This window comes from Paenibacillus sp. Leaf72 (assembly GCF_001422685.1).
Classification (GTDB): domain Bacteria; phylum Bacillota; class Bacilli; order Paenibacillales; family Paenibacillaceae; genus Pristimantibacillus.
In genome coordinates this window covers 868108-888791 of the sequence record NZ_LMLV01000001.1, presented here as the reverse complement: position 1 = coordinate 888791, position 20684 = coordinate 868108, and the positions used below count along the sequence as shown (strand labels likewise).

General features: G+C 49.1%; 15 protein-coding genes. 9 read left to right on the top strand and 6 right to left on the bottom strand.

Going from position 1 to position 20684, the window contains the following annotated elements; translation table 11 throughout:
- Positions 1 to 167 precede the first annotated feature (167 nt).
- Both ASF12_RS03900 and ASF12_RS03895 read left to right on the top strand, forming a co-directional pair.
- Positions 168 to 1922 carry a methyl-accepting chemotaxis protein gene (locus ASF12_RS03900; protein WP_056029779.1) on the top strand — a complete coding sequence of 585 codons (1755 nt, stop codon included), beginning with the start codon at positions 168 to 170 and terminating at the stop codon, positions 1920 to 1922.
- An 81-nt stretch (positions 1923 to 2003) separates the two neighbouring features.
- Positions 2004 to 5684, top strand: a complete 3681-nt coding sequence (locus tag ASF12_RS03895; protein WP_056029776.1) for a non-ribosomal peptide synthetase family protein — start codon at positions 2004 to 2006, stop codon at positions 5682 to 5684.
- A 131-nt stretch (positions 5685 to 5815) separates the two neighbouring features.
- Here the strand turns inward: ASF12_RS03895 and ASF12_RS03890 are convergent, their stop codons facing one another.
- Positions 5816 to 6112, bottom strand: a complete 297-nt coding sequence (locus ASF12_RS03890; RefSeq protein WP_056029773.1) for a hypothetical protein — start codon at positions 6110 to 6112, stop codon at positions 5816 to 5818.
- A gap of 255 nt (positions 6113 to 6367) precedes the next feature.
- Here ASF12_RS03890 and ASF12_RS03885 point away from each other — a divergent pair, with 255 nt between their 5' ends.
- A complete protein-coding gene (locus ASF12_RS03885) occupies positions 6368 to 7471 on the top strand; it encodes an MBL fold metallo-hydrolase (protein ID WP_056029769.1) in 1104 nt (367 codons plus the stop codon).
- Positions 7472 to 7530: 59 nt separating this feature from the next.
- Here the strand turns inward: ASF12_RS03885 and ASF12_RS03880 are convergent, their stop codons facing one another.
- Both ASF12_RS03880 and ASF12_RS03875 read right to left on the bottom strand, forming a co-directional pair.
- A complete protein-coding gene (locus tag ASF12_RS03880; protein WP_056029766.1) occupies positions 7531 to 9144 on the bottom strand; it encodes a helix-turn-helix domain-containing protein in 1614 nt (537 codons plus the stop codon).
- A 184-nt stretch (positions 9145 to 9328) separates the two neighbouring features.
- A complete protein-coding gene (locus tag ASF12_RS03875) occupies positions 9329 to 10342 on the bottom strand; it encodes an ABC transporter substrate-binding protein (protein WP_056029763.1) in 1014 nt (337 codons plus the stop codon).
- A gap of 232 nt (positions 10343 to 10574) precedes the next feature.
- Between ASF12_RS03875 and ASF12_RS36120 the strand changes: the two genes are divergently transcribed.
- Together ASF12_RS36120 and ASF12_RS03870 are read left to right on the top strand one after the other, a co-directional pair.
- Positions 10575 to 10700 carry a hypothetical protein gene (locus ASF12_RS36120; RefSeq protein WP_257790756.1) on the top strand — a complete coding sequence of 42 codons (126 nt, stop codon included), beginning with the start codon at positions 10575 to 10577 and terminating at the stop codon, positions 10698 to 10700.
- 213 nt (positions 10701 to 10913) lie between these two features.
- Positions 10914 to 11615, top strand: a complete 702-nt coding sequence (locus tag ASF12_RS03870; RefSeq protein ID WP_056032784.1) for a metal-dependent hydrolase — start codon at positions 10914 to 10916, stop codon at positions 11613 to 11615.
- Positions 11616 to 11689: 74 nt separating this feature from the next.
- Here the strand turns inward: ASF12_RS03870 and ASF12_RS03865 are convergent, their stop codons facing one another.
- Genes ASF12_RS03865 through ASF12_RS03855 form a run of 3 tightly spaced genes read right to left on the bottom strand, consistent with a single transcriptional unit; the run spans position 11690 to position 15407 of the window.
- Positions 11690 to 12811, bottom strand: a complete 1122-nt coding sequence (locus tag ASF12_RS03865) for a Ger(x)C family spore germination protein (RefSeq protein ID WP_056029760.1) — start codon at positions 12809 to 12811, stop codon at positions 11690 to 11692.
- Positions 12808 to 13911: a GerAB/ArcD/ProY family transporter gene (locus ASF12_RS03860; protein ID WP_056029757.1), complete on the bottom strand. Its 1104-nt coding sequence runs from the start codon at positions 13909 to 13911 to the stop codon at positions 12808 to 12810. The genes ASF12_RS03865 and ASF12_RS03860 overlap by 4 nt, the downstream gene beginning before the upstream one ends.
- A complete protein-coding gene (locus ASF12_RS03855) occupies positions 13908 to 15407 on the bottom strand; it encodes a spore germination protein (RefSeq protein ID WP_056029754.1) in 1500 nt (499 codons plus the stop codon). Before ASF12_RS03855 ends, ASF12_RS03860 begins: the two co-directional genes overlap by 4 nt.
- 170 nt (positions 15408 to 15577) lie before the next feature.
- Between ASF12_RS03855 and ASF12_RS03850 the strand changes: the two genes are divergently transcribed.
- From ASF12_RS03850 to ASF12_RS03835, 4 genes are all read left to right on the top strand, one after another.
- The gene (locus tag ASF12_RS03850) at positions 15578 to 17203 is read left to right on the top strand and encodes a helix-turn-helix domain-containing protein (protein WP_056029752.1); all 1626 of its coding nucleotides are present in this window, start codon (positions 15578 to 15580) and stop codon (positions 17201 to 17203) included.
- Between the two features lie 127 nt (positions 17204 to 17330).
- Positions 17331 to 18335 carry a FecCD family ABC transporter permease gene (locus ASF12_RS03845; protein WP_056029750.1) on the top strand — a complete coding sequence of 335 codons (1005 nt, stop codon included), beginning with the start codon at positions 17331 to 17333 and terminating at the stop codon, positions 18333 to 18335.
- Positions 18336 to 18337: 2 nt separating this feature from the next.
- Positions 18338 to 19351, top strand: coding sequence for a FecCD family ABC transporter permease (locus ASF12_RS03840; protein ID WP_056029747.1), 1014 nt, complete (start codon positions 18338 to 18340; stop codon positions 19349 to 19351).
- 115 nt (positions 19352 to 19466) lie between these two features.
- Positions 19467 to 20453 (top strand): iron-hydroxamate ABC transporter substrate-binding protein, encoded by a 987-nt coding sequence (locus ASF12_RS03835; RefSeq protein ID WP_056029744.1) that lies wholly within the window; start codon positions 19467 to 19469, stop codon positions 20451 to 20453.
- Positions 20454 to 20684 lie beyond the last annotated feature (231 nt).

Below are 20684 nucleotides of genomic sequence, written 5' to 3'. Positions count from 1 at the left end.
CGAATCGGGACATAACAAGTTTTGACAATAGAACTTTAGTCACAGTCATGGGTGGGAAGCAAATAGAATGCAGCCTACTGCAACAGCCGGATGACCGAGCCGTGAACGAACCGTCACAATCATTTTTGAAAGTAGCATTACATCATACATATAGGAGCGTTGACAGAATGCAATTCATAAAAAGAATGTCCTTTTTTTCTAAAAATTTGCTGCTTGCCTTCTTTAACATCGTATTGATTGGATCCATTTTAATTGCATCAGGCTACATCATTCAGAAGGATATTTTGATTAAGCAGCTTCGTGGACAAATTAGCGCCATTACACAGGAATGGGCACAGGAAATGGAGCCTGCGAAAATCCAGCAAGCGATCGCCGAGAAAAGCTACGAAGGCGCTACCCAATTGGAATTGAAAGCAACGCTGGATCTGATACATAAATATAACCCGAATATTGCACAGGCTTATGTATTCGGAACGGAGCTGACGAATGGCAATCAAACGTCAATTATTGCTATGCCTACGAATCTGGTAGAAGCTTTCTCCAGCGAAAATATGGGCGTTGGCACGATGTATGAGCAGCCAGCAGCGATGTCGACCGCTGTAGGGGAAATGCTGAATACCGGAGTTCCTACATTCACCAGCTTTTACTCCGATGATTTTGGCATTTGGACGACAATTCTTTATCCGATCAAAGACAGCGGTGGCAACGTATTTGCTTTCTTCGCGGCGGATGTAGATGCGAGCGCTGTGCCTAACGGTCTGCACACGCTGCTGGTCAGCGGCATTTCGATCATGCTCATTTTCCTTGTGCTTATTTTCTTGCTCCAGTTCTTCATTTCGCGTATGACGATGAAGCCAATTAAAGAGCTGATTAAAGGCATTGAAGAAGTAAGCGGCGGCAACTTAAATGTCGAGCTGAAATCGGGCGTCGACGATCTCGGTGTCGTCAATCACAAGTTCAACATCATGATTCGCCGGATCAACGACATGATGGTCAAAGTGCGTCAAACGTCGAATGCTGTAACGGATTCGGCTAAATCTTTGTATGAGTTTTCCGAAAAGAACAGCAAAACGGTAGAGGAAATTACCGAAAACATGCGGGAAATCAACATCGAAATTGCCAACCAGGAGTTGTCCTCCGGGGAAGCAGCCAAAGCAATGAACGAAATGTCGACCGTTATTCAAAACATTGCTCACAGCTCGTCGAGCGTAGCAGAAGAAGCTGGCGATATGGAGCACAAATCGAAGGAAGGCAATAAAGTCGTAGGCCAGGTTGTTGAGCAGATGGAACAGATTGAAAAGTTTGTGGTCGAATCCTCCAGTGCCATTCAATCACTCGCCAGCCGTTCACAGGAAATTGAAAATATCGTTTCGCTCATTATGGGCGTTGCGACACAGACCAATCTTCTGGCGCTTAACGCAGCGATTGAAGCGGCAAGAGTCGGCGAACATGGCAAAGGTTTTGCAGTCGTAGCAGGCGAGGTTCGCAAGCTGGCGGAGCAGTCCAATAGCTCGGCAACGCAAATTTCCGGATTGATTAAAGAAATCCAGCAGGAAATTACGACAGCTGTCCATGCACTGAATCAGGGAACAGGCCAAGTTCGTACGGGCTTGCAAATTTCCAGCGAGACGGGTTCGCTTCTGGACGATATTTTGTCCGCTACCCGCAGTGTAACGCTGCAAATTCAAGAAGTATCGAGCTCCACAGAGCAAATTTCAGCTGGTACGGAAGAATTGACGGCTACGGCTGAAAATCTGTCGGCTTCCGCAGGCATTACAGCAGCAAACAGTGCGAAAATTTCCAAATCGATTGCCGAGCAAAAAGAATCGATGAATGCCATTGTGGAATCGTCGACTCAATTGACGCAAATGTCGGAAGAGCTGCAGGAGCTCATCAACCATTTCCAGGTCCGTACTTCTTAATCCCGGTATAACTATCATAAAGGGAGCCCTGCGGCTGCGTGGCGGCTGCGGGGCAAATCCCCCACAGGAGGTTTTACAATTATGACGGAAAATAAACACACTACAACTAACCAGATTGCTTCCAGCGATTTTGTCTTATTAATTCCACTAGATTTTTCGCGTCATAACCGCACGTATTCTTATGCAACGGAAGAATACGCGCTGGGCGAACAGGTAAGCCAACTGATAGAAACGAGAGAAGAAAAGGATTTAGAAGCAGAGGCCGCTGCGGCGTATGCAGCGCTCTTATACCGACTTTCAAGCGAGAAGCAGCTGCTCATCGGTGTGCAGGATAGCCAGGGCAACGATAAGCCATGGTTAGTCCAGATCGAAGAAACGCCTACATTTGATAGCCTAAAAACCTCGTTAGTGCAAGCTGTAAAGGATGGATCAACCTCGGAACAAGCCCATTATGACACTCGCTTCTCGCATCGACACCCGGTACAGCCTACTTCGGAAATTATCAGCCTTCAACTTCTGAAACACAATGGAAAGTGGCAGCTCAGCATGCAATATGACCGATCGTTGCTGGATAAAGCGACCGTCGACCGCTATGCCGCTTATTATCAGACGCTGTTCACAGCAGCTGTAACAGATCCGGCCTCGCATGTGGCAGCCATTGATCTATTAACCGCTGAGGACCGGCTCGTCTATGAGAAAATGAATGCGACAGCTGGCGCTTATGATCGCAAGCAGACGATTCATGGCATGATTGAGCTTGCTGCGGCGCAGCATGGAGAAAGAACGGCAGTATCATCTATTCACGGAGAGCTTACATACCGCGAGCTCAATGAGCAGGCGAACCAAATGGCGAACCTGTTGATCAGCAAAGGCGTGAGCAAAGGCGATTTCGTCACCATTTACATGGAGCGGAGCTTGGAGCTCATTGTCAGCCTGCTTGGCATTTTGAAGGCGGGAGCCGCCTATGTGCCGCTCGATCCCGAGCATCCAGAGGAGCGCAACCGCTACATTTTGCAAGATACCCGGTCGGTATTCGTGCTGACCAAAGCGAAATACGAAGAGCAGGCGCAGCATCAGTCCGAAGGGCTGGAGCAGTTGAAGGAAATTATCGTAGTGGAGCATATCGATTATGACAGGGTAGAGGCTTCGAACCCGAACGTTCAGGTAGCACCGGATGATTTGGCCTATATTATTTATACGTCTGGCTCTACGGGAAGGCCGAAGGGAGCTCTCATTGCGCATGAAGGAGTCGTCAATCTCGGCGACACGGTGCGGCAGGATTGTGAAATTGGGCATGAGGATATACTGACGCAGTTCGCGACCTACAGCTTTGACGCATCGGTATGGGATACGATTGGAGCGCTGTTCTATGGTGCGCATTTGTACTTATTGTCTCCAGAGGAACGCGTATCCGTAGAGGAATTTGCTTCAGCGATCGAACGGACGAAAACGACGATTATTACGATTTTGCCAACCGTCTTTTTTAACCAGCTATCGGCTTATTTGTCGGAGGAGGGTTACAAAAAGCTTGCAGGCGTAAAGCTGATCACTGTAGCAGGAGAGGCGCTTTATGGCGAGCAGGTGCGGGCGTTCCAGCGGAAGTTCCAGGACAATATTGCTATCGTTAATGTATATGGTCCTACGGAATGCACCGTGTGCACAACAACCCATAAAATCAGCGGATATATTTCCGATGATTTGACCAACGTGCCAATCGGCAAGCCGATCCAAAACTACAAAGTGTATATCGTCAACGAGCTGAACCAGCTTTGCCCTCTGCATGTGCACGGCGAGGTGCTGATTGAGACGATCGGCCTGGCGAAAGGGTATTTAAATCAGCCGGAGAAAACGGCGGATGCCTTTGTCGCCAATCCATTTGGCGACGGTCAAATTTATAAGTCAGGCGATATTGCGAAGCTGCTGCCGGACGGCACAATTGAATATGTAGGACGCCGGGATTCGCAAATAAAAATTCGCGGACATCGCATTGAGATTGGGGAAATCGAAGACAGCTTTTCGAAAATCGCCAATGTGCAAAACGTAGCAGTCATCTGCAAAAAAGATGCACAGGAGCAAAATATGCTCGTTGGCTTCTTTACTTCAAAGGACGGTAAACCGCTCACTACCGTTACCATTAAGCAAGAGCTGGGCGATAAGCTGCCCTCTTATTTTGTACCGAAATGGATCGTCCAGCTGGACGAAATGCCGATTTCTCCAACCGGGAAAATCGACCGGAAAAAGCTGCACAGCTATTCCTACCAAGAGGAGCAGATCAGCGTCGACTACGTTGCCCCTCAAAATGGCATCCAACGAATGATTGCGGGCGCATGGGCCGAGGCACTCAGCCTCGTTCATATCGGCATTCATGATGATTTCTTTACGATTGGCGGCGACTCGCTCGGAATTATTCATATTTTGGCCAGTCTCAAGCCGTATTACCCGGAATTGAAAATTAATGATTTATTTCAATATAGAACGATCGAAGCGATTGCCGCACGCATCGAGCAGCTTGCTGCCGAAGCGCCAGAGCAGCAGGAGACGGCCCGCCATGTTGGGCCAGCTTTGCCACTGGAAGAGCTGCCAGCTATGCGCTATAAGCCTGAACTATCTGTCAGCTTTGAGCAGCAGCCGAAGGCCTTGCTGTTAACTGGAGCTACCGGATATCTAGGCGGTTATTTGCTTTATGAATTGCTGATGCAAAGCGACGCGACCATTTATTGCCTCGTACGGCCAGGAACAGAGCCGGGTGAAGCGAGACTGCGGAGCCATCTTGCCTATTATTTTGGAGATGCGGCTATTCCATTAATGGAAGGGCGCGTTGTAGCGGTAGAAGGCAATTTGGAAATGCCGCGGCTCGGGCTTGAGGAGCAGCAGTATCAGCAGTTAATGAGCAGTCTGGATGCAATTATGCACAGTGCAGCGGATGTGAGGCACTTTGGCGAAGAGGGACAGTTTGCCCGTACGAATGTGAATGGGACGGCGTATTTGCTGGAGCTAGCCGCAGCTTGCCGCCAAACGGTTCGCTTCCACCATATTTCTACGCTCGGCATTCCAGAGGACTTGGCTTTAAGCGGGCAATGGGAAGCAGTTGTAGCCGCTGGAGAGCTTGCGCCGGAGCTGCATGTTGAGAGCTTGTATACGAACAGCAAGATGGAAGCAGAGAAGCTGCTGTACGCTGCTGCTGAGCAGGGCGTTCCCGTCAGCATTTACCGGGCAGGCAATTTGTCCTGCCACTCGGTAAGCGGAAGCTTCCAGCGCAACATTGACAGCAATGCGTTTTACCGGATGCTCAAATCGATGCTGCTGCTTGGACAAGCGCCAGAGGTTACTTGGGACATCGATATTACGCCCATTGATTATGCGGGCCAGTCGATTGTCAGTCTGGCGCTGCAGCCGGATACAGCCGGAGGTGTCTACCATATTTGCAACCCGGAGCCACTGCCTTACGAAACGTTGATGGACATGCTGCGCAGCAATGGCTACGCCATAGAGACGTCAAGCCCAGCCGCTTATACGAAGTGGCTGCTTGATAAAGCCATCCTGAAAAATCAGGAGGGTGTGCAGCTTGCGATCGCGCAATTGGAAGGCGATGGGGCGAAGGACTCTGCCTATCGCTACAGCTGCGAGCGGACAACCGCTGCTTTGCAGCAATCGGGCATTACATGCGCAGCGCCTAATGAGCAGCTAATTGGAAATATGCTTGCGTATGCAACGTCGATTGGCTACTTTCCGCAAGCGAGCGAGCGCCGTCCGGTCAGATAGGTACGTATATTCGCAAGATAATAGAGATAAGCATGAATGACGAATATGCAAAATGAGAAGCAAAACGCCAAGCATCAGACCTGCGAAGGACTGGAGCTTGGCGTTTTTTTACTATAAGAAGGTGGGCTGGATTAAAAGCTAGGGTTTGGCTTCTGGAAGCTTCTGCTCAGGTTTTCAGCATCAAGATCGCGCACGCGCTTCTCGAAATCCTCTAGAACATCAATTAAATAGGATTGACCGTCAGATTCTGCTTTGAAAATAAACTTATCGGCATCGTGGATGACCACATCGTGGCCGCACAATTTAAGGCATTTGGCATAATCTTCTACAGTGGGGTGCTGGTTCTCTTCCAGAAAAATCAACCCGTGCAGCGTCTTCGTTTCATGGGGGCGAATGATTTTGAAATGTACGGTATGTTGGATAGACATATGGGCTTCCTCCTTATTCTTCCGGGCTCGCTTCTATTATAATCCATTAGGCGCAGAGAAGCTGTGAAAAATGTTACAATCTTTTAGACGAATAGCTAGCAGGAGGAGCTGCACCTATATTGACAATAACTGAATGATCATTTATTATTAGCGAAGGAGCTCGATTTAAATTATCAACAGTTTTATTTTAATAAATGATCGTTCGTTTATATGGAGTTTATCTTTCATTAACCATAATTTAAAGGAGTAATCGCCATGCTGACTGCTATTATTGTGCTTGCTGTACTGCTGCTTGCGGTAATGCTTGTTTTAAAGTTCTATCCTGCGCTTGGAGGCGTGTTAACGAAGGAGCAGCTTGCTGCATTTTCACGTTTGCCCCATTACAAGGACGGCAAGTTTAAAAATTTGAGTGCGACGGCTATGGAGAACAGTGCAAGCAACCTATTTTCCATGCTGCGCGATTATATGAAAACAAACCCAAATCGCAAGCCACAGGCGCAGCTGCCGCTGCAGAAGCTGCAATTTGGCGGGGACGATAAGGGCGAGCAAGCGCGAGTCACTTGGTTTGGACATTCGGCTATGCTGCTGGAGCTGGATGGAAAACATATATTACTCGATCCGATGTTTGGCCAAGCGCCGACGCCGTTCCCTTTTTTCGGAAACAAACGTTATAGCGGCAAATTGCCGTTTGAAATTGCCGAGCTGCCGCAAATTGACGCTGTTGTATTATCCCATGATCATTATGATCATTTGGACTATGATTCGATTCTCAAGCTTAAAAACAAAGTTCGCCGTTTTATCGTTCCGCTCGGCGTAGGCAGCCATTTGGAGCGGTGGGGAGTGGAGAAATCGATTATAACCGAGCATGACTGGTGGGAAGAGCTGGAGTTTGAAGGCATTCGCTTGGCGGCCGCTCCAGCGCAGCATTTTTCAGGACGAAACCTCAACAACCGGGATTCTACGTTGTGGTGCTCTTGGGTGATTACAGGACGTGCAGCTAACATTTATTTTAGCGGCGACAGCGGTTATGGCGCGCATTTCAAAGAAATTGGCGAGAAATACGGTCCGTTTGATCTGACCCTTATGGAATGCGGACAATATGATCCGCGCTGGGCGTCGATTCATATGATGCCAGAGGAAACGGTGCAGGCCCATGTCGATGTAAAAGGAAAAACGCTGCTTCCGATCCATTGGGGAGCTTTTACACTCAGCTTCCACGACTGGAATGATCCAGTAGAGCGCGTGACGCAAGCGGCCAAGCAGCTGAATGTGCAAGTTGCAACGCCTATCATTGGCGAGCCGGTAGCCGTCGGGGCTGGCCGGCTTCCATCCTCCATTTGGTGGAAAACCGCGCAGTGAAAGGCTAATTGAATAACTAACTTAAAATCCAACTAAAAAACCGTCCCGAAGCTGCGGCTTCAGGACGGTTTTTGCAATAATTTAGGCAGCATGCCAAGCAGCTTGTTTGCTGTTTCCGCATCACCGTAGTTCCAGTTATTGTCGACTACGTAAGCATGGCCCTTTTGCACAGCCGGAAGCTGCTTCCAGAGCGGGCTGTTTATTAGCGATTCCATCGCTTGCCGAGAATCCTCTGTGTCGGGCACGATCATAAACAGGCGATTACCGGCATAATGGGGCAGGGAGCCAACTGTAATTTCCTTATAAGCCCGCTGAGCGGCAATGAGCATTTTCACTTCGCTGATTGGGGCAAAGCCAAGCGGATGATAGAGGGTGGATGCCAGCCCGCTGCCAGCCATTATAAACAGCCGATTTCCCCGTTCAAAAATGAATACGGAGGCGGTCTCGCCTTCCCTTATATGGCTGCCTAGCTGCTGCCACATCTGTTCTGTCCGCCGCTCATGTCTAGCAAGCCAGCGCAACGCCTCCTGTTTCTTGCCTAGCCAGTCGCCAAGCATAAGCAAACGCTCCTCGAGCGTTCCCCAAGAGTTAAAGGCAAGCGTCGGGGCAATGTCCGCCGCCTGCTCATAAATCTGCTCGTCACCACTCGCTAAAATAATCAAATCAGGCTCCTGCTCCGCTGCTTGTTCTTTATTGAACACTGGATAAACGGAATAATCCGCTCCCCCTACCGTTTGAAATCCGAGTACATGCAGGTCACCCAGTGTCTCGCCATAATACAGGATACGCTGCGGTTCTGCTGGAATGACAACTTGATGTCCCATCCAGTCTTTGACCTGAACGCGCTGCCGCATGGAAAGGGCATATTGCCTTGGCGAACCGCCGGTCATTTGCCGAAAGCGGCGGCTGAAATAATATTCGTCGGCGAAGCCGCACCATTCGGCAATTTCACGCAGCGAGGCATGGGAGTTCGCGAGCCATTCCTTGGCATGGTCAATGCGCAGCGATACTAAATAATCGAGCGGCTTTTTGCCAGTGAGCGCTTTAAATAAGGAGCTGTATTGCCACTGGGGCATGTTCGTCAGCGCTGCGAGCTGCTTGACCGTAAGCGGACTCTTATAATGAAGCTGAATATAGTGAACCGTATCTTCTAATGAATACAGCTGGCGATTCCCTTGGCTTGCTGGAAGATGCTGCTCCAGCAGCATGCCCATCAGCTTTTGGAAAGCGAGATTTTGCTTATACGCTTCGATGCCTTGCAGCGCTTTGCCATCTGCCTGTATCGCTTCCAGCAGCTTGGCGTATGGAGCAAGCGGGTAAAGGCGCAGCTCATGCTTGCCAGGAAACAGCGATTGCTGGTAATACGATGGCTGAACATAGTCGAGGCGAACGACCGAATAAACGAGGCAATAGTAGTTCATCGTTTCATTCGTCTGGCCATCAAATTGGTAGCAATCTCCGGGGGCTAATTGGAATGCGCTGAACGCTTCAAACCGGACATAGCGATTGTTCAAATAAAGGGTGCCTTCACTGTCGACAATGATGAGCAGCGTATGGCTCTCGACGGTTTGCTCGGCGAAAGTAATGTCCGCAGACTTCGTTAACCGTTTCATGCTGACAAGCTTAAGCATAAGGTGGTGAAGCGGAACGGACGGGGTTTCATGGGCATTCATGCGAGCGGAACTCCTTACTTTTAAGTTCATTAGCAATAGGATTGCATTGTTTCCTTTCATTATGCCATAGAATGGAGGGGAAGCGAATGGACGAAAAAGAAAACAGGCCGAGCCAGGGCTAAATCATGCCCTGTAACTCGACCTGTATCGTTTATTATTTGTAACGAAGCTTGCGCGTTAAACGTTATTTTTTCAAAATTTCTGCTGGCAGCGCGTCAATGAGCCAGTCGCGGGAAGTTGCGTCGCTGGATGCTTTCTGAATGTCAAAGTAGTATACTTTTCCTTCTTTTACAGCAGGGAGGTTTTTCCAAATGGTGCTTTTCAGCAATTCTTCCGTATCTTTCTTGGCATCTTCAGGTACAGGGTTCAAAATGAAAATACGATCGCCTGCAGCTTCAGGCAAAATTTCCGAAGAGATTTCCCGGAAGCCTTCGCCAGCGTCAATAATTTCCTGGATTAACGGAGTCGGCTTGAAGCCGTCCTCGTTGTAAACCGCTTGTGGAAGTCCGGCATTGGCCATAATGAACAGGCGGTTGCCTGGATACATTGTGAAGACGGAAGCTGTTTCTCCTTCTTTCAAGCCGTTCTCGTGCAGCATAGCCCACATTTCTTTTGTTTTCGCTGTATATTGGGCAATCCAATCCTCGGCTTCCTGCTTCTTATTAAGCAGATCGCCCAAAATGCGCATGCGGTCCTCAAGCGGAGCAAACGTATCAAAGGTAATGGTTGGTGCGACTTTGGCAAGCGCCTCATATTGGGCGTCATCTGAGTTGCCGAAAATGATCAAATCAGGAGAAAGCGACAATGACTTTTCAACGCTGATTGGAAAGCCAACATCTTCCGCATCTTTAATTTGCTCCTCGTAGACGGACCCTTCTGTGTTTTTCATCACCCCGATAGGTGTAACGCCAAGCGCAAGCAAATCGCCTGTCGTCTCGCCATGGTAAATAACGCGTTGAGGCGTAACCGGAACTTCAACCCCATGGCCTGTCCAGTCTTTGAAAATGCGCGTTCCCGTTTCAGCTTCTGCTGAAGCCGCTGGGCTTTCGGCAGCTGGTGAGCTGCTCGCTTCTGTAGTAGGAGCGGTGCTTGCCTGCTCAGCAGCCGACTGCTCCGTGTTGCTTCCGCATGCCAACAATAATGCCCCCATTAATGCGACAGTAGTAAGTAAAGAAATAATGCGTCCTGCTTGTTTCATTGTGGTTCTCCTCCTGCATCGTCTCAAAGATATTGATAATCATTATCGTCGACTAGCATAATAGATTGCGGCCAGTTGTACAATGGATAAAATTCAAAGCTAATTTGGGTTTGTACAAATTCATGTGCAGACAGCAGCAGATGTTCACCATCCTGTTAAATTCTCCTGCGCCACTGCCCCCAATACTCTCCTATAATAAGGGTAGAGGAAATAGTTCAAGGGGGTGTGAGCGATGTTGTGTTTTTTGATTCTTACGGCTTGTTTTTTTGGAGGCATTATTTATATTATGAAGGCCGGAGCAACGATTGTTGAGGATGACTCGATCATTCAGGATCGGATTCTTGAAGGACTAAGCTAGGATAGCAGCAAAAAATAAACTTTTTTCATTATAAAGCTTCTTCATCAAGCATGGCGGGCGGCAAGCGATTGTTATCGTTTGGCCGCCTTTTGCTTGCCCTTCACGCCTATTCAAGGCTCCGCTCAGCGTGACAGGTTGCAACTCGGCAGGCAGGAGCGTAATATGGAAACGAGGACTTCAAGCAAACTTATCGTTAAAGGAGTGCAGGAAGCGATGCAAATTATTTATCATGGACATTCTGCTGTGCAGCTCATAACAGGGGACAAGTCGCTGATTATTGATCCGTTCATAAGTGGAAATGGGCAGGCAGTTACGAAACCCGAAGATATTAAAGTGAATGCTGTCCTTCTGACACACGCTCATCAAGATCATATTTTGGATGCGGCGCCAATAGCTAAAGCAAATGATGCTCCTGTTGTAGCTAATTTTGAACTAGCGGCTTATATGTCATGGAAAGGTGTACAGACGATACCGATGAATATTGGAGGCACCGTCGATTTAGGCTTTGCGCAGGCCAAAATGGTACCAGCTATTCATACTTCAGGCATTATTGACGAAGAAAAGCAGACGATTACATACGGCGGGCTGGCTTCGGGCTATGTCATTCGCGCTGAAGGGCTGACGATATTGCATGTCGGCGACACTGCATTGTTCAGCGATATGAAGCTGATTGGCGAACATGAGGTCATTGATGTTGCCTTTATTCCGATTGGTGATCACTTTACGATGGGACCGGAGGAAGCCTTGCAGGCAGCAGAGTGGTACCGGGCCAAGCTGGTCGTTCCGGTTCATTATAATACATTTGAGCCAATCAGACAGGATGCGCAAAACTTTGTAGAAGCGCTGGAAGCGCGCGGCCTCATCGGCAAAGTGATGGCCCCGGGAGATAAGCTCGATATTATTAAGCAGGTTTAGGACGGTAGGCATCAGGCTAAATTCTCTTAAACAGCAATTGAAAGCAGGCTGCCAGTGACGGCAGCCTGCTTTGTTTATTTTATCGGACCCATCGAAGAGATTGTGACTTTCGCAGATACGGTAATGTCGGCTTGCGACAGCGCTTCTGCCCAATCATCCTCTACTTTTTTGAACGCTTTGTACTCATACGCCCTTGCGTACACTCCAAGTCCGACTGGATCGACCTTGAGCTTTTGGAATTTGGCAATAAGCGCTTTGAAGTGATCGGTCACCTGCTGGCCGATCATGTCCTCCAGCAGCTTGCTGTCATTAAATACATCGAAGGGAAAAAGATGCTCGGATAGGCCAACAACCATGCTTACTTTTATATCATATTTGAAGCGGTTGTTTTTAAAGCTGGTTTTAATTTTGGTTTTGACCTTTCCTGCAGAAAAGCTGACCGTATTCGTGGAAAACGGCGATTTTTTCGGCTCCTCCGGCAGCTGATAGGAAAGGCTAAAGCCCGGTAACGCATTTTTCTGCAAAATGCGCAGCAGTACCGTTTCCTGTGCATCGAGCATCCCTTTGTATATGCCTGCTTTCGATACGAGTGCCGTTCCCTGAATTCGAACTTTGCCGCCAATGATTTTGACCTGTGAGAAATAGGGGGTTATTCCCTTATCAAGAAATTGTCGGTGAAGCTCATGCGCCGTCGTACTGACCGTTTCCGAATGGGAACTAGTGGAGTCTACCATGCCGCGGAGCAAAATAGGTAGCATCGGCTGATCCGGTGGATTCAAATACAGCATCTCTGGAACGGAGCCGTCAACGACAATGACCCGGTCCGTAACCGTATTTCGGGCATCGCGATAGATGACGTCGAGCATTTGAAACCAGCCCTCATAATTCAGCATTCGCCTGCCAAGCAGAATGACCTGATAATTGCGCCCTTGAGTGGATCCAGCCGTCTGAGCGTCCTGCTCCGACCTGGACTGTCTCAGCGTCTTAGCCGTTCCGGTCATTTCCATGCTCTTCTTCTTGATGCGATTGCTGAATACAGGTGCGGTCAAATAAAAATGGAATTTTTTATTTTTATCCAAATCCATCCCCAGCACAAGCGGGGTAGTGGCATTTTCCAAATTTAGTTGGTCGCTGCAGCTAGACAGGAGGAGCATGATAACAATAAACAGTGTTATCCGGGTGATGGATGAGCTCATAGGCTGCTCCTTTCTTCCTTCCAAAACTTGCTTAGCCATAAATAGCAAAGCAGGCATACTGGAAAAATATATTCCATTATCAGCCCAACCCAAAATAATTGTCTGACCAGAAAGTTGTTTATATTGTAGGTCGGAAAATAAAAAAACGTCCCGACTGCCAGCAGGATAATCAGCAGCCGCAAGGGGATGCCAATGCTCTCCCGCTTGAATATCCAAGCTATGCAATAGGTAAGCAGATACATCATTGGGATCCAAATAAGCGAGAAAATGAACAGATAGAAGGAGATGAATGGAATCTCAATGCGTTCAATAAATTTGAATTCAATCGATTTCAATACACTGATGACAGGATCATTGTAGAGATGGGATTCCTCCGGGCTGAAATAGACGTAACAAATAATTGTGACGAACAAATACAACAGCATCGTAATGGAATTTGCAATTACAATGCCTTTGGTAGCATACTCCTTATACTTCAAATGTGGATACAGAATGAAAATGGATACCATGCCCAGCATAGGATAAATCGTCGCTTTTACCGCGCTGAGAATGGGCAGCCAGCCTTCCTTGAGTAGAGGCAGCAAATATACCCAGTGCGCATGTTTGAGCGTATATATGTACACAAAAGGAATCCAGAGCGATATCCAAATGATCAGCTCAGCGTATCTCGCAACGTTGCGTATGCCGTGCCGGACAATCGAATAGGCCGGAATGAGCAGCAGCGGCATGAGCACGAATGATTGCGTAGTTGGCAGCAGCCAGGTTTTCGTTACGAGAATCGTGCGAACAAGCCCATCATACATCAGGTAAAAAAAATATAGCGCAAACAGCATAGCAGCCAATACCCCGGCCCACCGTCCCATATATTCCGAAAGCAGGTCGAATAAGGTGCCGTTCGGATAATATTTCATGACCCCAACAATCGCCAGTCCAGCAATCAGGCTTAGCGCCCAGCCGATAATCAGGGCGATCCAGCCGTCCGTATCCGCAGCCTCCGAGAGCTTTCTGGGCAAGTTTAATACTGCCACGCTCACCTGGCTACCCGAAATAATGGAGATAAACTGGAAAAGCGTGATTTGCTTTCCCACGTAGCTATTCATTCTGTGTCCTCCTTGATCCGGCTTTGTCTTTGCCTTATTGACTGTTTAGGAGCCGTACTTAACGGACGCTTGTCCATGAGCCACAGGGGAACCCTTACAATTGTGTCCTTCAAGTCAGCCAGTCTGACTGGACCAATCGGGGTTCCATAGGCGGTGCCAAGCGATTTGAGCGACAAAATATGACCGATCAAAGTCATGAGCCCAATGACGAGGCCAACAAATCCGAACATGGACGCTAGTATCATTAAAATAAAACGGATAAGCCGCACCGCTGCTACCATGTCATAGTTAGGCAGAATAAAGGATGAAATGGCCGTAAAAGCGACGACAATAACCATGACGTTACTGATAAGCCCGGCCTGCACAACCGCTTGTCCAATAACGATACCGCCGACGATGCCGACCGTTTGTCCGACTGGCGCAGGCAGCCTTATCCCAGCTTCCCGCAGCAGCTCCAGTGTAATTTCCATTAATATCGCCTCCACAAACGGGGGAAAAGGAACCTGCCCCCTTGATTCCCCAAGCGTCAGCAACAGCTTGAGCGGGATGATTTCAAAGTGATAGGAAACGACGGAAATATAAAAGGCGGGCAAAAATGCTGCCATAAAAAAAGCGAACATTCGCAGCAGGCGAAGAAATGTCGCAATCGTCCAGCGCGAGCTGTAATCGTCAATATTTTGAAAGAAGGACATGAAGGTTACGGGAGCAATCAACACGTTTGGGGAACGGTCGACGACAACCGCGCAGCGTCCTTGCAGCAGCTGGGAAGCAGTCGTATCAGGCCGCTCCGTCGTTATGAGCTGCGGAAACAACGAAAAAGGATTATCCTCGATAAATTCGCCCAGCTCGCCTGTATTAATGATGGCATCGACATTGATTTGCCGAATTCGCTGTTCCAGCTGAGCCATATACTTCTCGTTGGCAATATCCTCGATGTACAAAATGGAAACGGTCGTTTGTCCTCTCTCGCCAACCATGAGCCGTTTGATTTTGAGTCCGCGGTGGGGGAGATAACGGCGAATGAGTGCGATGTTTAAATCGCCTGTCTCAAGAAAGCCCTGATGTGCGCCCTTCAGCGATGATTCGAGCTGAGGGTCTTCGATATTTCGCTGCGGCCATCCCTTTGTATCGAGGGAGTAGGTCCGCTCGCTGCCATCAATAAATAACAGGCTGTTCCCCTGAAAAAGCCCGATCTCTGCTTTCTCCCAGCTGTATAAATGCTCTACATGACCGACGGTGACGGCAATTTCCTGACTGTTCTCGCCCATCTCTTGCTGCAGTGGACGGAGAACATCGTCATTAATCGCCGCTTTGTCGTTTAACCCGTCGATATAGATCAGCAAAGCCTGTTTGCCTGATTGTTTAATGGTCAGATGGCGGGTAACCATATCGGGGGTTTCGGTAAAAAGCTGCTGAATTTTTGCTAGGTTTTCCTTTAAATCGGTGCTAATGCGGTCGCTATGCGGTATATTTTGCTCTGTATTGTTGTCAGGCATAGCTGTAGACTTCCTCTCTGTCGATTCATTCGGTTCAGCTATTTTTTCCAGCACAGGCAAATTGTATGCAGATGGACGTTTGTGCTTTCCCCTTGGATAGTCGTGCTAGAAGGGCTGTTTTTCTATATAATGAAAAGCAGCATACGCTGCAATGAGGGAGAGCACAGGAAATGACGACATTTTTGAATGATACATTACTGGAAATTAAACAATCAAGGCAAGCCTCGTGTCCTCCGGTCTGGGCGGAGGGCGGACTTCCGCTTTCAAGCCATACTCTGCTTTATGTGGTGAAGGGCAAGGGAGAGGTTACGATAAACGGGGAACGCGAAACGCTTGCCCGCGATGGTTATTATCTTTTTTCTCCGGATACAACGATTGAACTATCTCTTAGCACAGCTGCGCCAGTAGAGCTGCACTGGGTTGTTTTTGATATGTTTCGCATGAAGGTGAGCAGCGAGCATCAGCGGGAGTATGAGCGAGAGCTGGAGTTCCCTGTGGAAGGGCTGATAAAGCTTAAGGGAAGCCGCTTCAAGCGGCTGCTCTATTTGCTAACGGCAGAAGAAAGCACGAGGCAGGGGAAAAGCCGTTTTCTGGAGCAGCATTATTTGCACGAAATGCTGGAGAGCTTTATTGCACATGCGGCTCCCGCTGCGGCGAATGATTTAGAAGAGCGGCTGGGGCTGACGCTGCGCTATATGCAGACCCATTTTCGCGAAGACATTCGAGTGGATAAGCTTGCTGAAATTGCCCAGCTGCACCCGTCCTATTATTCTCAGGTGTTCAAAAAAGTGATGAATAAGACGCCGGTCGCTTTTCTAACCGATCTGCGGATGAATAAGGCGAAGGAGCTGCTGCTGCTGACTGATAAGCCGATTCATGATATTGCCGGGGATGTCGGCTATGGGGACGAATTTTATTTCAGCCGCCGCTTTAAGGCAACGAGCGGTTATGCGCCGACGGTTTACACGCGGAATCGGGAATTGAAAATAAGCTCGCTTTCCTATGCCTATACGGATCATCTATTTACGTTGGGATTGGACATATGCGCGGCCCAGGTTCATAGGCATTTGCCTATTGTGACAAGGGAGCTGGAACTGCCAAAGCATGCGGTCGATCCTTGGGAAATCGGGCGCCAAATCTTTCTTGAAGTGCAGCCGGATTTGTTTATTTGCAAAGATAATGTGCTGGCGAAGGCGCTCAAGCATGTGAGTGACGTAGCGCCAATTGTAGGCATACCTTGGACAACGATGGATATATACAGCCATATGCATGAGCTGGCCGAACTGACGGGCAAGCAGGAGGCTGCGCGAAAATGGCTGGATCGCCATGAACGCAAGGCGGAGCAGATCCGCAGAAGCTTGCTGCGCTCTTTTTCCATAGGCACGACAGCGACGATTTGCGTCGCACGCCAGGGGGAGCTGCGCATTTATGGCACCCGCAACATTGGGCATGTGCTTTATCGCTCGCTGCAGCTTTCACCGCCTGCTAAAATCCGTGAGAAGCTCGCGCAGCAAGCGCCGGGAACGGGCTTCAACTGGGTTTCGATAACACCTGAGGAGCTGGCCGGTTATGAGGCCGATTATTTATTTCTCGCTTTCTCGAACGAGGCGGAGCATAAGCTTCTCGTAGAATTGCTGAAAACGAATGCGGTGTGGAGAAGCTTTCCAGCCATGAAAAATGATCGTGTCTATTTCCTTGATAAAACAAAATGGATCGTCTACGCTCCTTATGGCATAGATTTGCAGTTGGAGGAAGCGAGCAAATTGCTGCTTTCACCGAATAGATTATCGCTGTAAACCTGAGAATAATCCATATGGCAATCTTGAATTATGTCATGTACGGGAAAGCGGGAATCGTTATAATGAAGAAGATGATAATGATTATCAATATTGGTATTCGAGGAGGCTTTACGGGTAAAAGCGTATGAAATGGAACAAAGGATATACGATTAGTTTATCGCTTATTGCAGGCTGCGCATGGCTTGTGTTCTCACTGTTTATAGCGGTGTCGGGTGGCGCGAAGGAAATAGATTTGCATACGGTTTGGACGGCTGTTTTCGATTATAATGCCAGCTTGACGCCGCATCAAATTATACATGAGCTGAGACTGCCGCGCGTATTGGGCGCAGCACTTACGGGCATGGCCTTTGCTGTAGCCGGAGCTATTATGCAAGGGGTAACCCGCAATCCAATGGCGGATACGGGCTTGCTGGGCGTAAATGCCGGGGCGGCTTTCGTTGTAGCGCTTTGCTTTGCGCTGCTTCCAGCGTTATCCTATTCGCAATTAATGCTGCTCTCCTTCGTCGGCGCTGCTTTAAGCACCTTGTTCATCATGCTGCTGGGCTCGGCGGCTCCGGGCGGGCTTACTTCGCTGCGGCTGACGATTGCTGGCGCTGTTGTTGCTGCTATTTTGCATTCGCTCAGTTCTGGCATTGCGATTTATTTTGACCTCAGCCAGGATTTGGCGTTCTGGTATGCAGGCGGTGTAGCGGGAATTAAGTGGATGCATTTGAAGCTGCTGGCCCCCGTTATACTTGCTGGCATGGCAGGTGCAATGCTGCTCGGACGCCCCATTACGTTTCTCTCTCTTGGTGAAGAAGCGGCGACGGGACTGGGCATTAAAACAGCCCGCATCCGCATACTCGGCCTGCTCATTGCTGTAGTGTTGGCAGGAGCTTCGGTGTCGGCTGCCGGCTCTATCGCTTTTGTCGGGCTTGTTATCCCGCATATTGCCCGACGAATCGTTGGCGTCGATTACCGGTTTGTGCTGCCACTTTCGGCGCTGCTTGGCGGAAGCCTGCTCGTCTGGGCTGATTATGCCTCGCGTATGGTCAATCCGCCGCGGGAATTTGCCATTGGCGCAATGGTCGCTATGGTCGGCGTTCCATTTTTCCTCTATTTAGCACGTAAAGAGAGGAGGGAGCTGTAGTCATGGATCAATCGGCATACCGGGCTCGCAGAGCGATTACGGTAAGCATCGTCATGTTTATTTTGGCTATTGTGGTCATTATGATTGGCTTAAACACAGGGACGATTCGCTTATCGCCGCTTGCAGTTTGGCAGACGCTTCTGGGCGGGGGAACGACGGAGGAGCAGATGATTTTAATCGACTACCGGCTGCCGCGCATCATTGTCACGATGCTTGGCGGCATCGGGCTTGGCGTAGCCGGAGCGGTGCTGCAGGGCGTATCGCGCAATGCGCTGGCTGATCCGGGCATATTGGGCCTGCATGCCGGAGCAGCCTTCGGGCTAATCGTATTTGTCTCCTTCTTTCGGACGATGGAGGGCTCGCTTGCGATGCTCATTCCGATGTTTACCTTTGCCGGAGGCAGCATGATCGCCATCATCATTATTTTGCTGGCGTATGACAGGCAGGGAATTATGCCGATTCGGCTCATTCTTGTAGGGATTGCGGTAGAAGCAGGCGTAAGTGCGATTACGTTGTTCCTATCCCTTAAGCTTGACCCGGATACGTATGCTTTCGCTGCTCGTTGGCTCGCGGGAAGCGTGTGGGGCAGAGATTGGATCAACGTCTGGGCGCTGCTGCCGTGGATCATCATTTTGGTGCCGATCATTTACTTAAAATCGAAGACGCTGGATTTGTTCAGCTTTGGCGATGAAATCGCTTCAGGCGTAGGCAGCAGCGTTACGCGAAATCGGCTGCTTATGATTATTCTTGCCGTAGCTTTGTCCTGCGCCAGCGTCTCCATGACCGGCGGTATTGGCTTTATTGGTCTTGTAGCTCCGCATTTGGCACGCAGGCTAGCGGGTCCTCAGCATCGCTATTTTTTGCCGGCGGCGGCTAGCATCGGGCTTGTGATACTCGTAGCTGCGGATACGATTGGACGGTCTATTTTTCAGCCTAATGCGATTCCAGCCGGTGTCATCGTTGCCCTTATTGGCGGGCCATATTTTCTGTACATGCTGTTCAGGAAGAAAGTTTGAGCAGGGCAGTTAAGTGAAGAAGGGTAGATCGGATAGGTAAGGAAAGGTTTTGCAATAACTAACAGTAGACGCTGAACGGACGTTCAGACGATGAATATGGGGGACTTAACGAGTTATGAAAAAATCACGGTTTTCTTCTAAAGCGCTGCTGACGCTAATCAGCCTAATTGTCGTGGCAATGCTGGCGGCTTGTGGACAGGCTGCCTCGCCACAAAGCACGAATGGGAGCAATGCAGGCCAAGGGGCCGAAGCTGCTGCAGAAGCGAGTGCTTCACCAAGCGCTGAACAAGTGGAGCCGCATGGCCCTGATGTGAAAATTGCCTCCATGTCGATTCATATTACGAACAATCTGCTTGCTCTAGGAATTAAACCAGCTGGCTCGGTTGTCGGCGGCGACGTGAAGGACTTCCTGCCACATGTGGCGGATCGTCTGGAAGGCACGGCGAAGCTTGGCGTTGTTACAGATCCGGATATGGAAGCTGTGCTGGCGCTGAAGCCTGATGTTATCTACATCGATGAAGTGTACTCCGGTGCAGACCTCGCCAAATTCGAGAAAATTGCCCCGACGATTTCCATCGATATGGATAATGGCACTTGGAGAGATCATTTAAAGCGGATTGCCGAGCATGTCGACAAGCAGGCGGAAGCGGAGCAGTTTATTAAAGATTATGAAGCGAAAGCGGATAGCGTGAAGTCGCTTATTAACAGCAAGCTTGGCGCTGATGCCAAGGTGATGGCGATTCGCACAACAGCGAAGGAGCTTCGCGTCATGGGAATGAAGCGTCCGGTAGGACCGATTATGTTCGAGGATTTGGGGCTGACTCCGGCAACGGGCGTTGAAAAAATTACGGATGAGCCTTATGCCGTCATTTCGCAGGAGGTGCTGCCTGATTTTGACGCAGATGCGATTTTCGTCATCATCAGCAAAGGCAATGAGGCGAAAGCGAATTTCGAGCAGCTGGAGCAAAATCCAGTATGGCTCAATCTGAAAGCTGTAAAGAACAACCATGTCTATGTGCTTGACGGGCAAAAGTGGCTCGATTATTCGTCGCTAGGTCACAGCATGGCGCTTGACGATGCGCAGAGCCTGTTCGAGAAATAAGCGAATAAGGCAGTGGGCTGGGTTAATAAAACGGTGATGGAACAGAATTCACCGACCGATCATCTAATGGCTGCGGAGCGCGAATGTGCTCTGCGGCCATTTTTTCAAAATATAAGGATTTATTAGGCTCATCCTTGAAATATAGGAAAGGATATTGTAACGCTATCCTTTCTCTATATTTCTCGGATTGAAAAGCGCTGCGCTGCAAGAGGATGGCGACAGCCGTTTCAC

Bases quoted from the DNA above. Each gene is read 5' to 3' on its own strand.
- ASF12_RS03865 (WP_056029760.1), bottom strand. From the start codon at position 12,811: ATGAGCTCATCCATCACCCGGATAACACTGTTTATTGTTATCATGCTC.
- ASF12_RS03850 (WP_056029752.1), top strand. From the start codon at position 15,578: ATGACGACATTTTTGAATGATACATTACTGGAAATTAAACAATCAAGG.
- ASF12_RS03845 (WP_056029750.1), top strand. From the start codon at position 17,331: ATGAAATGGAACAAAGGATATACGATTAGTTTATCGCTTATTGCAGGC.
- ASF12_RS03880 (WP_056029766.1), bottom strand. From the start codon at position 9,144: ATGAATGCCCATGAAACCCCGTCCGTTCCGCTTCACCACCTTATGCTT.
- ASF12_RS03875 (WP_056029763.1), bottom strand. From the start codon at position 10,342: ATGAAACAAGCAGGACGCATTATTTCTTTACTTACTACTGTCGCATTA.
- ASF12_RS03870 (WP_056032784.1), top strand. From the start codon at position 10,914: ATGCAAATTATTTATCATGGACATTCTGCTGTGCAGCTCATAACAGGG.
- ASF12_RS03895 (WP_056029776.1), top strand. From the start codon at position 2,004: ATGACGGAAAATAAACACACTACAACTAACCAGATTGCTTCCAGCGAT.
- ASF12_RS03855 (WP_056029754.1), bottom strand. From the start codon at position 15,407: ATGCCTGACAACAATACAGAGCAAAATATACCGCATAGCGACCGCATT.
- ASF12_RS03860 (WP_056029757.1), bottom strand. From the start codon at position 13,911: ATGAATAGCTACGTGGGAAAGCAAATCACGCTTTTCCAGTTTATCTCC.
- ASF12_RS03840 (WP_056029747.1), top strand. From the start codon at position 18,338: ATGGATCAATCGGCATACCGGGCTCGCAGAGCGATTACGGTAAGCATC.
- ASF12_RS03890 (WP_056029773.1), bottom strand. From the start codon at position 6,112: ATGTCTATCCAACATACCGTACATTTCAAAATCATTCGCCCCCATGAA.
- ASF12_RS03885 (WP_056029769.1), top strand. From the start codon at position 6,368: ATGCTGACTGCTATTATTGTGCTTGCTGTACTGCTGCTTGCGGTAATG.
- ASF12_RS03900 (WP_056029779.1), top strand. From the start codon at position 168: ATGCAATTCATAAAAAGAATGTCCTTTTTTTCTAAAAATTTGCTGCTT.
- ASF12_RS03835 (WP_056029744.1), top strand. From the start codon at position 19,467: ATGAAAAAATCACGGTTTTCTTCTAAAGCGCTGCTGACGCTAATCAGC.
- ASF12_RS36120 (WP_257790756.1), top strand. From the start codon at position 10,575: ATGTTGTGTTTTTTGATTCTTACGGCTTGTTTTTTTGGAGGCATTATT.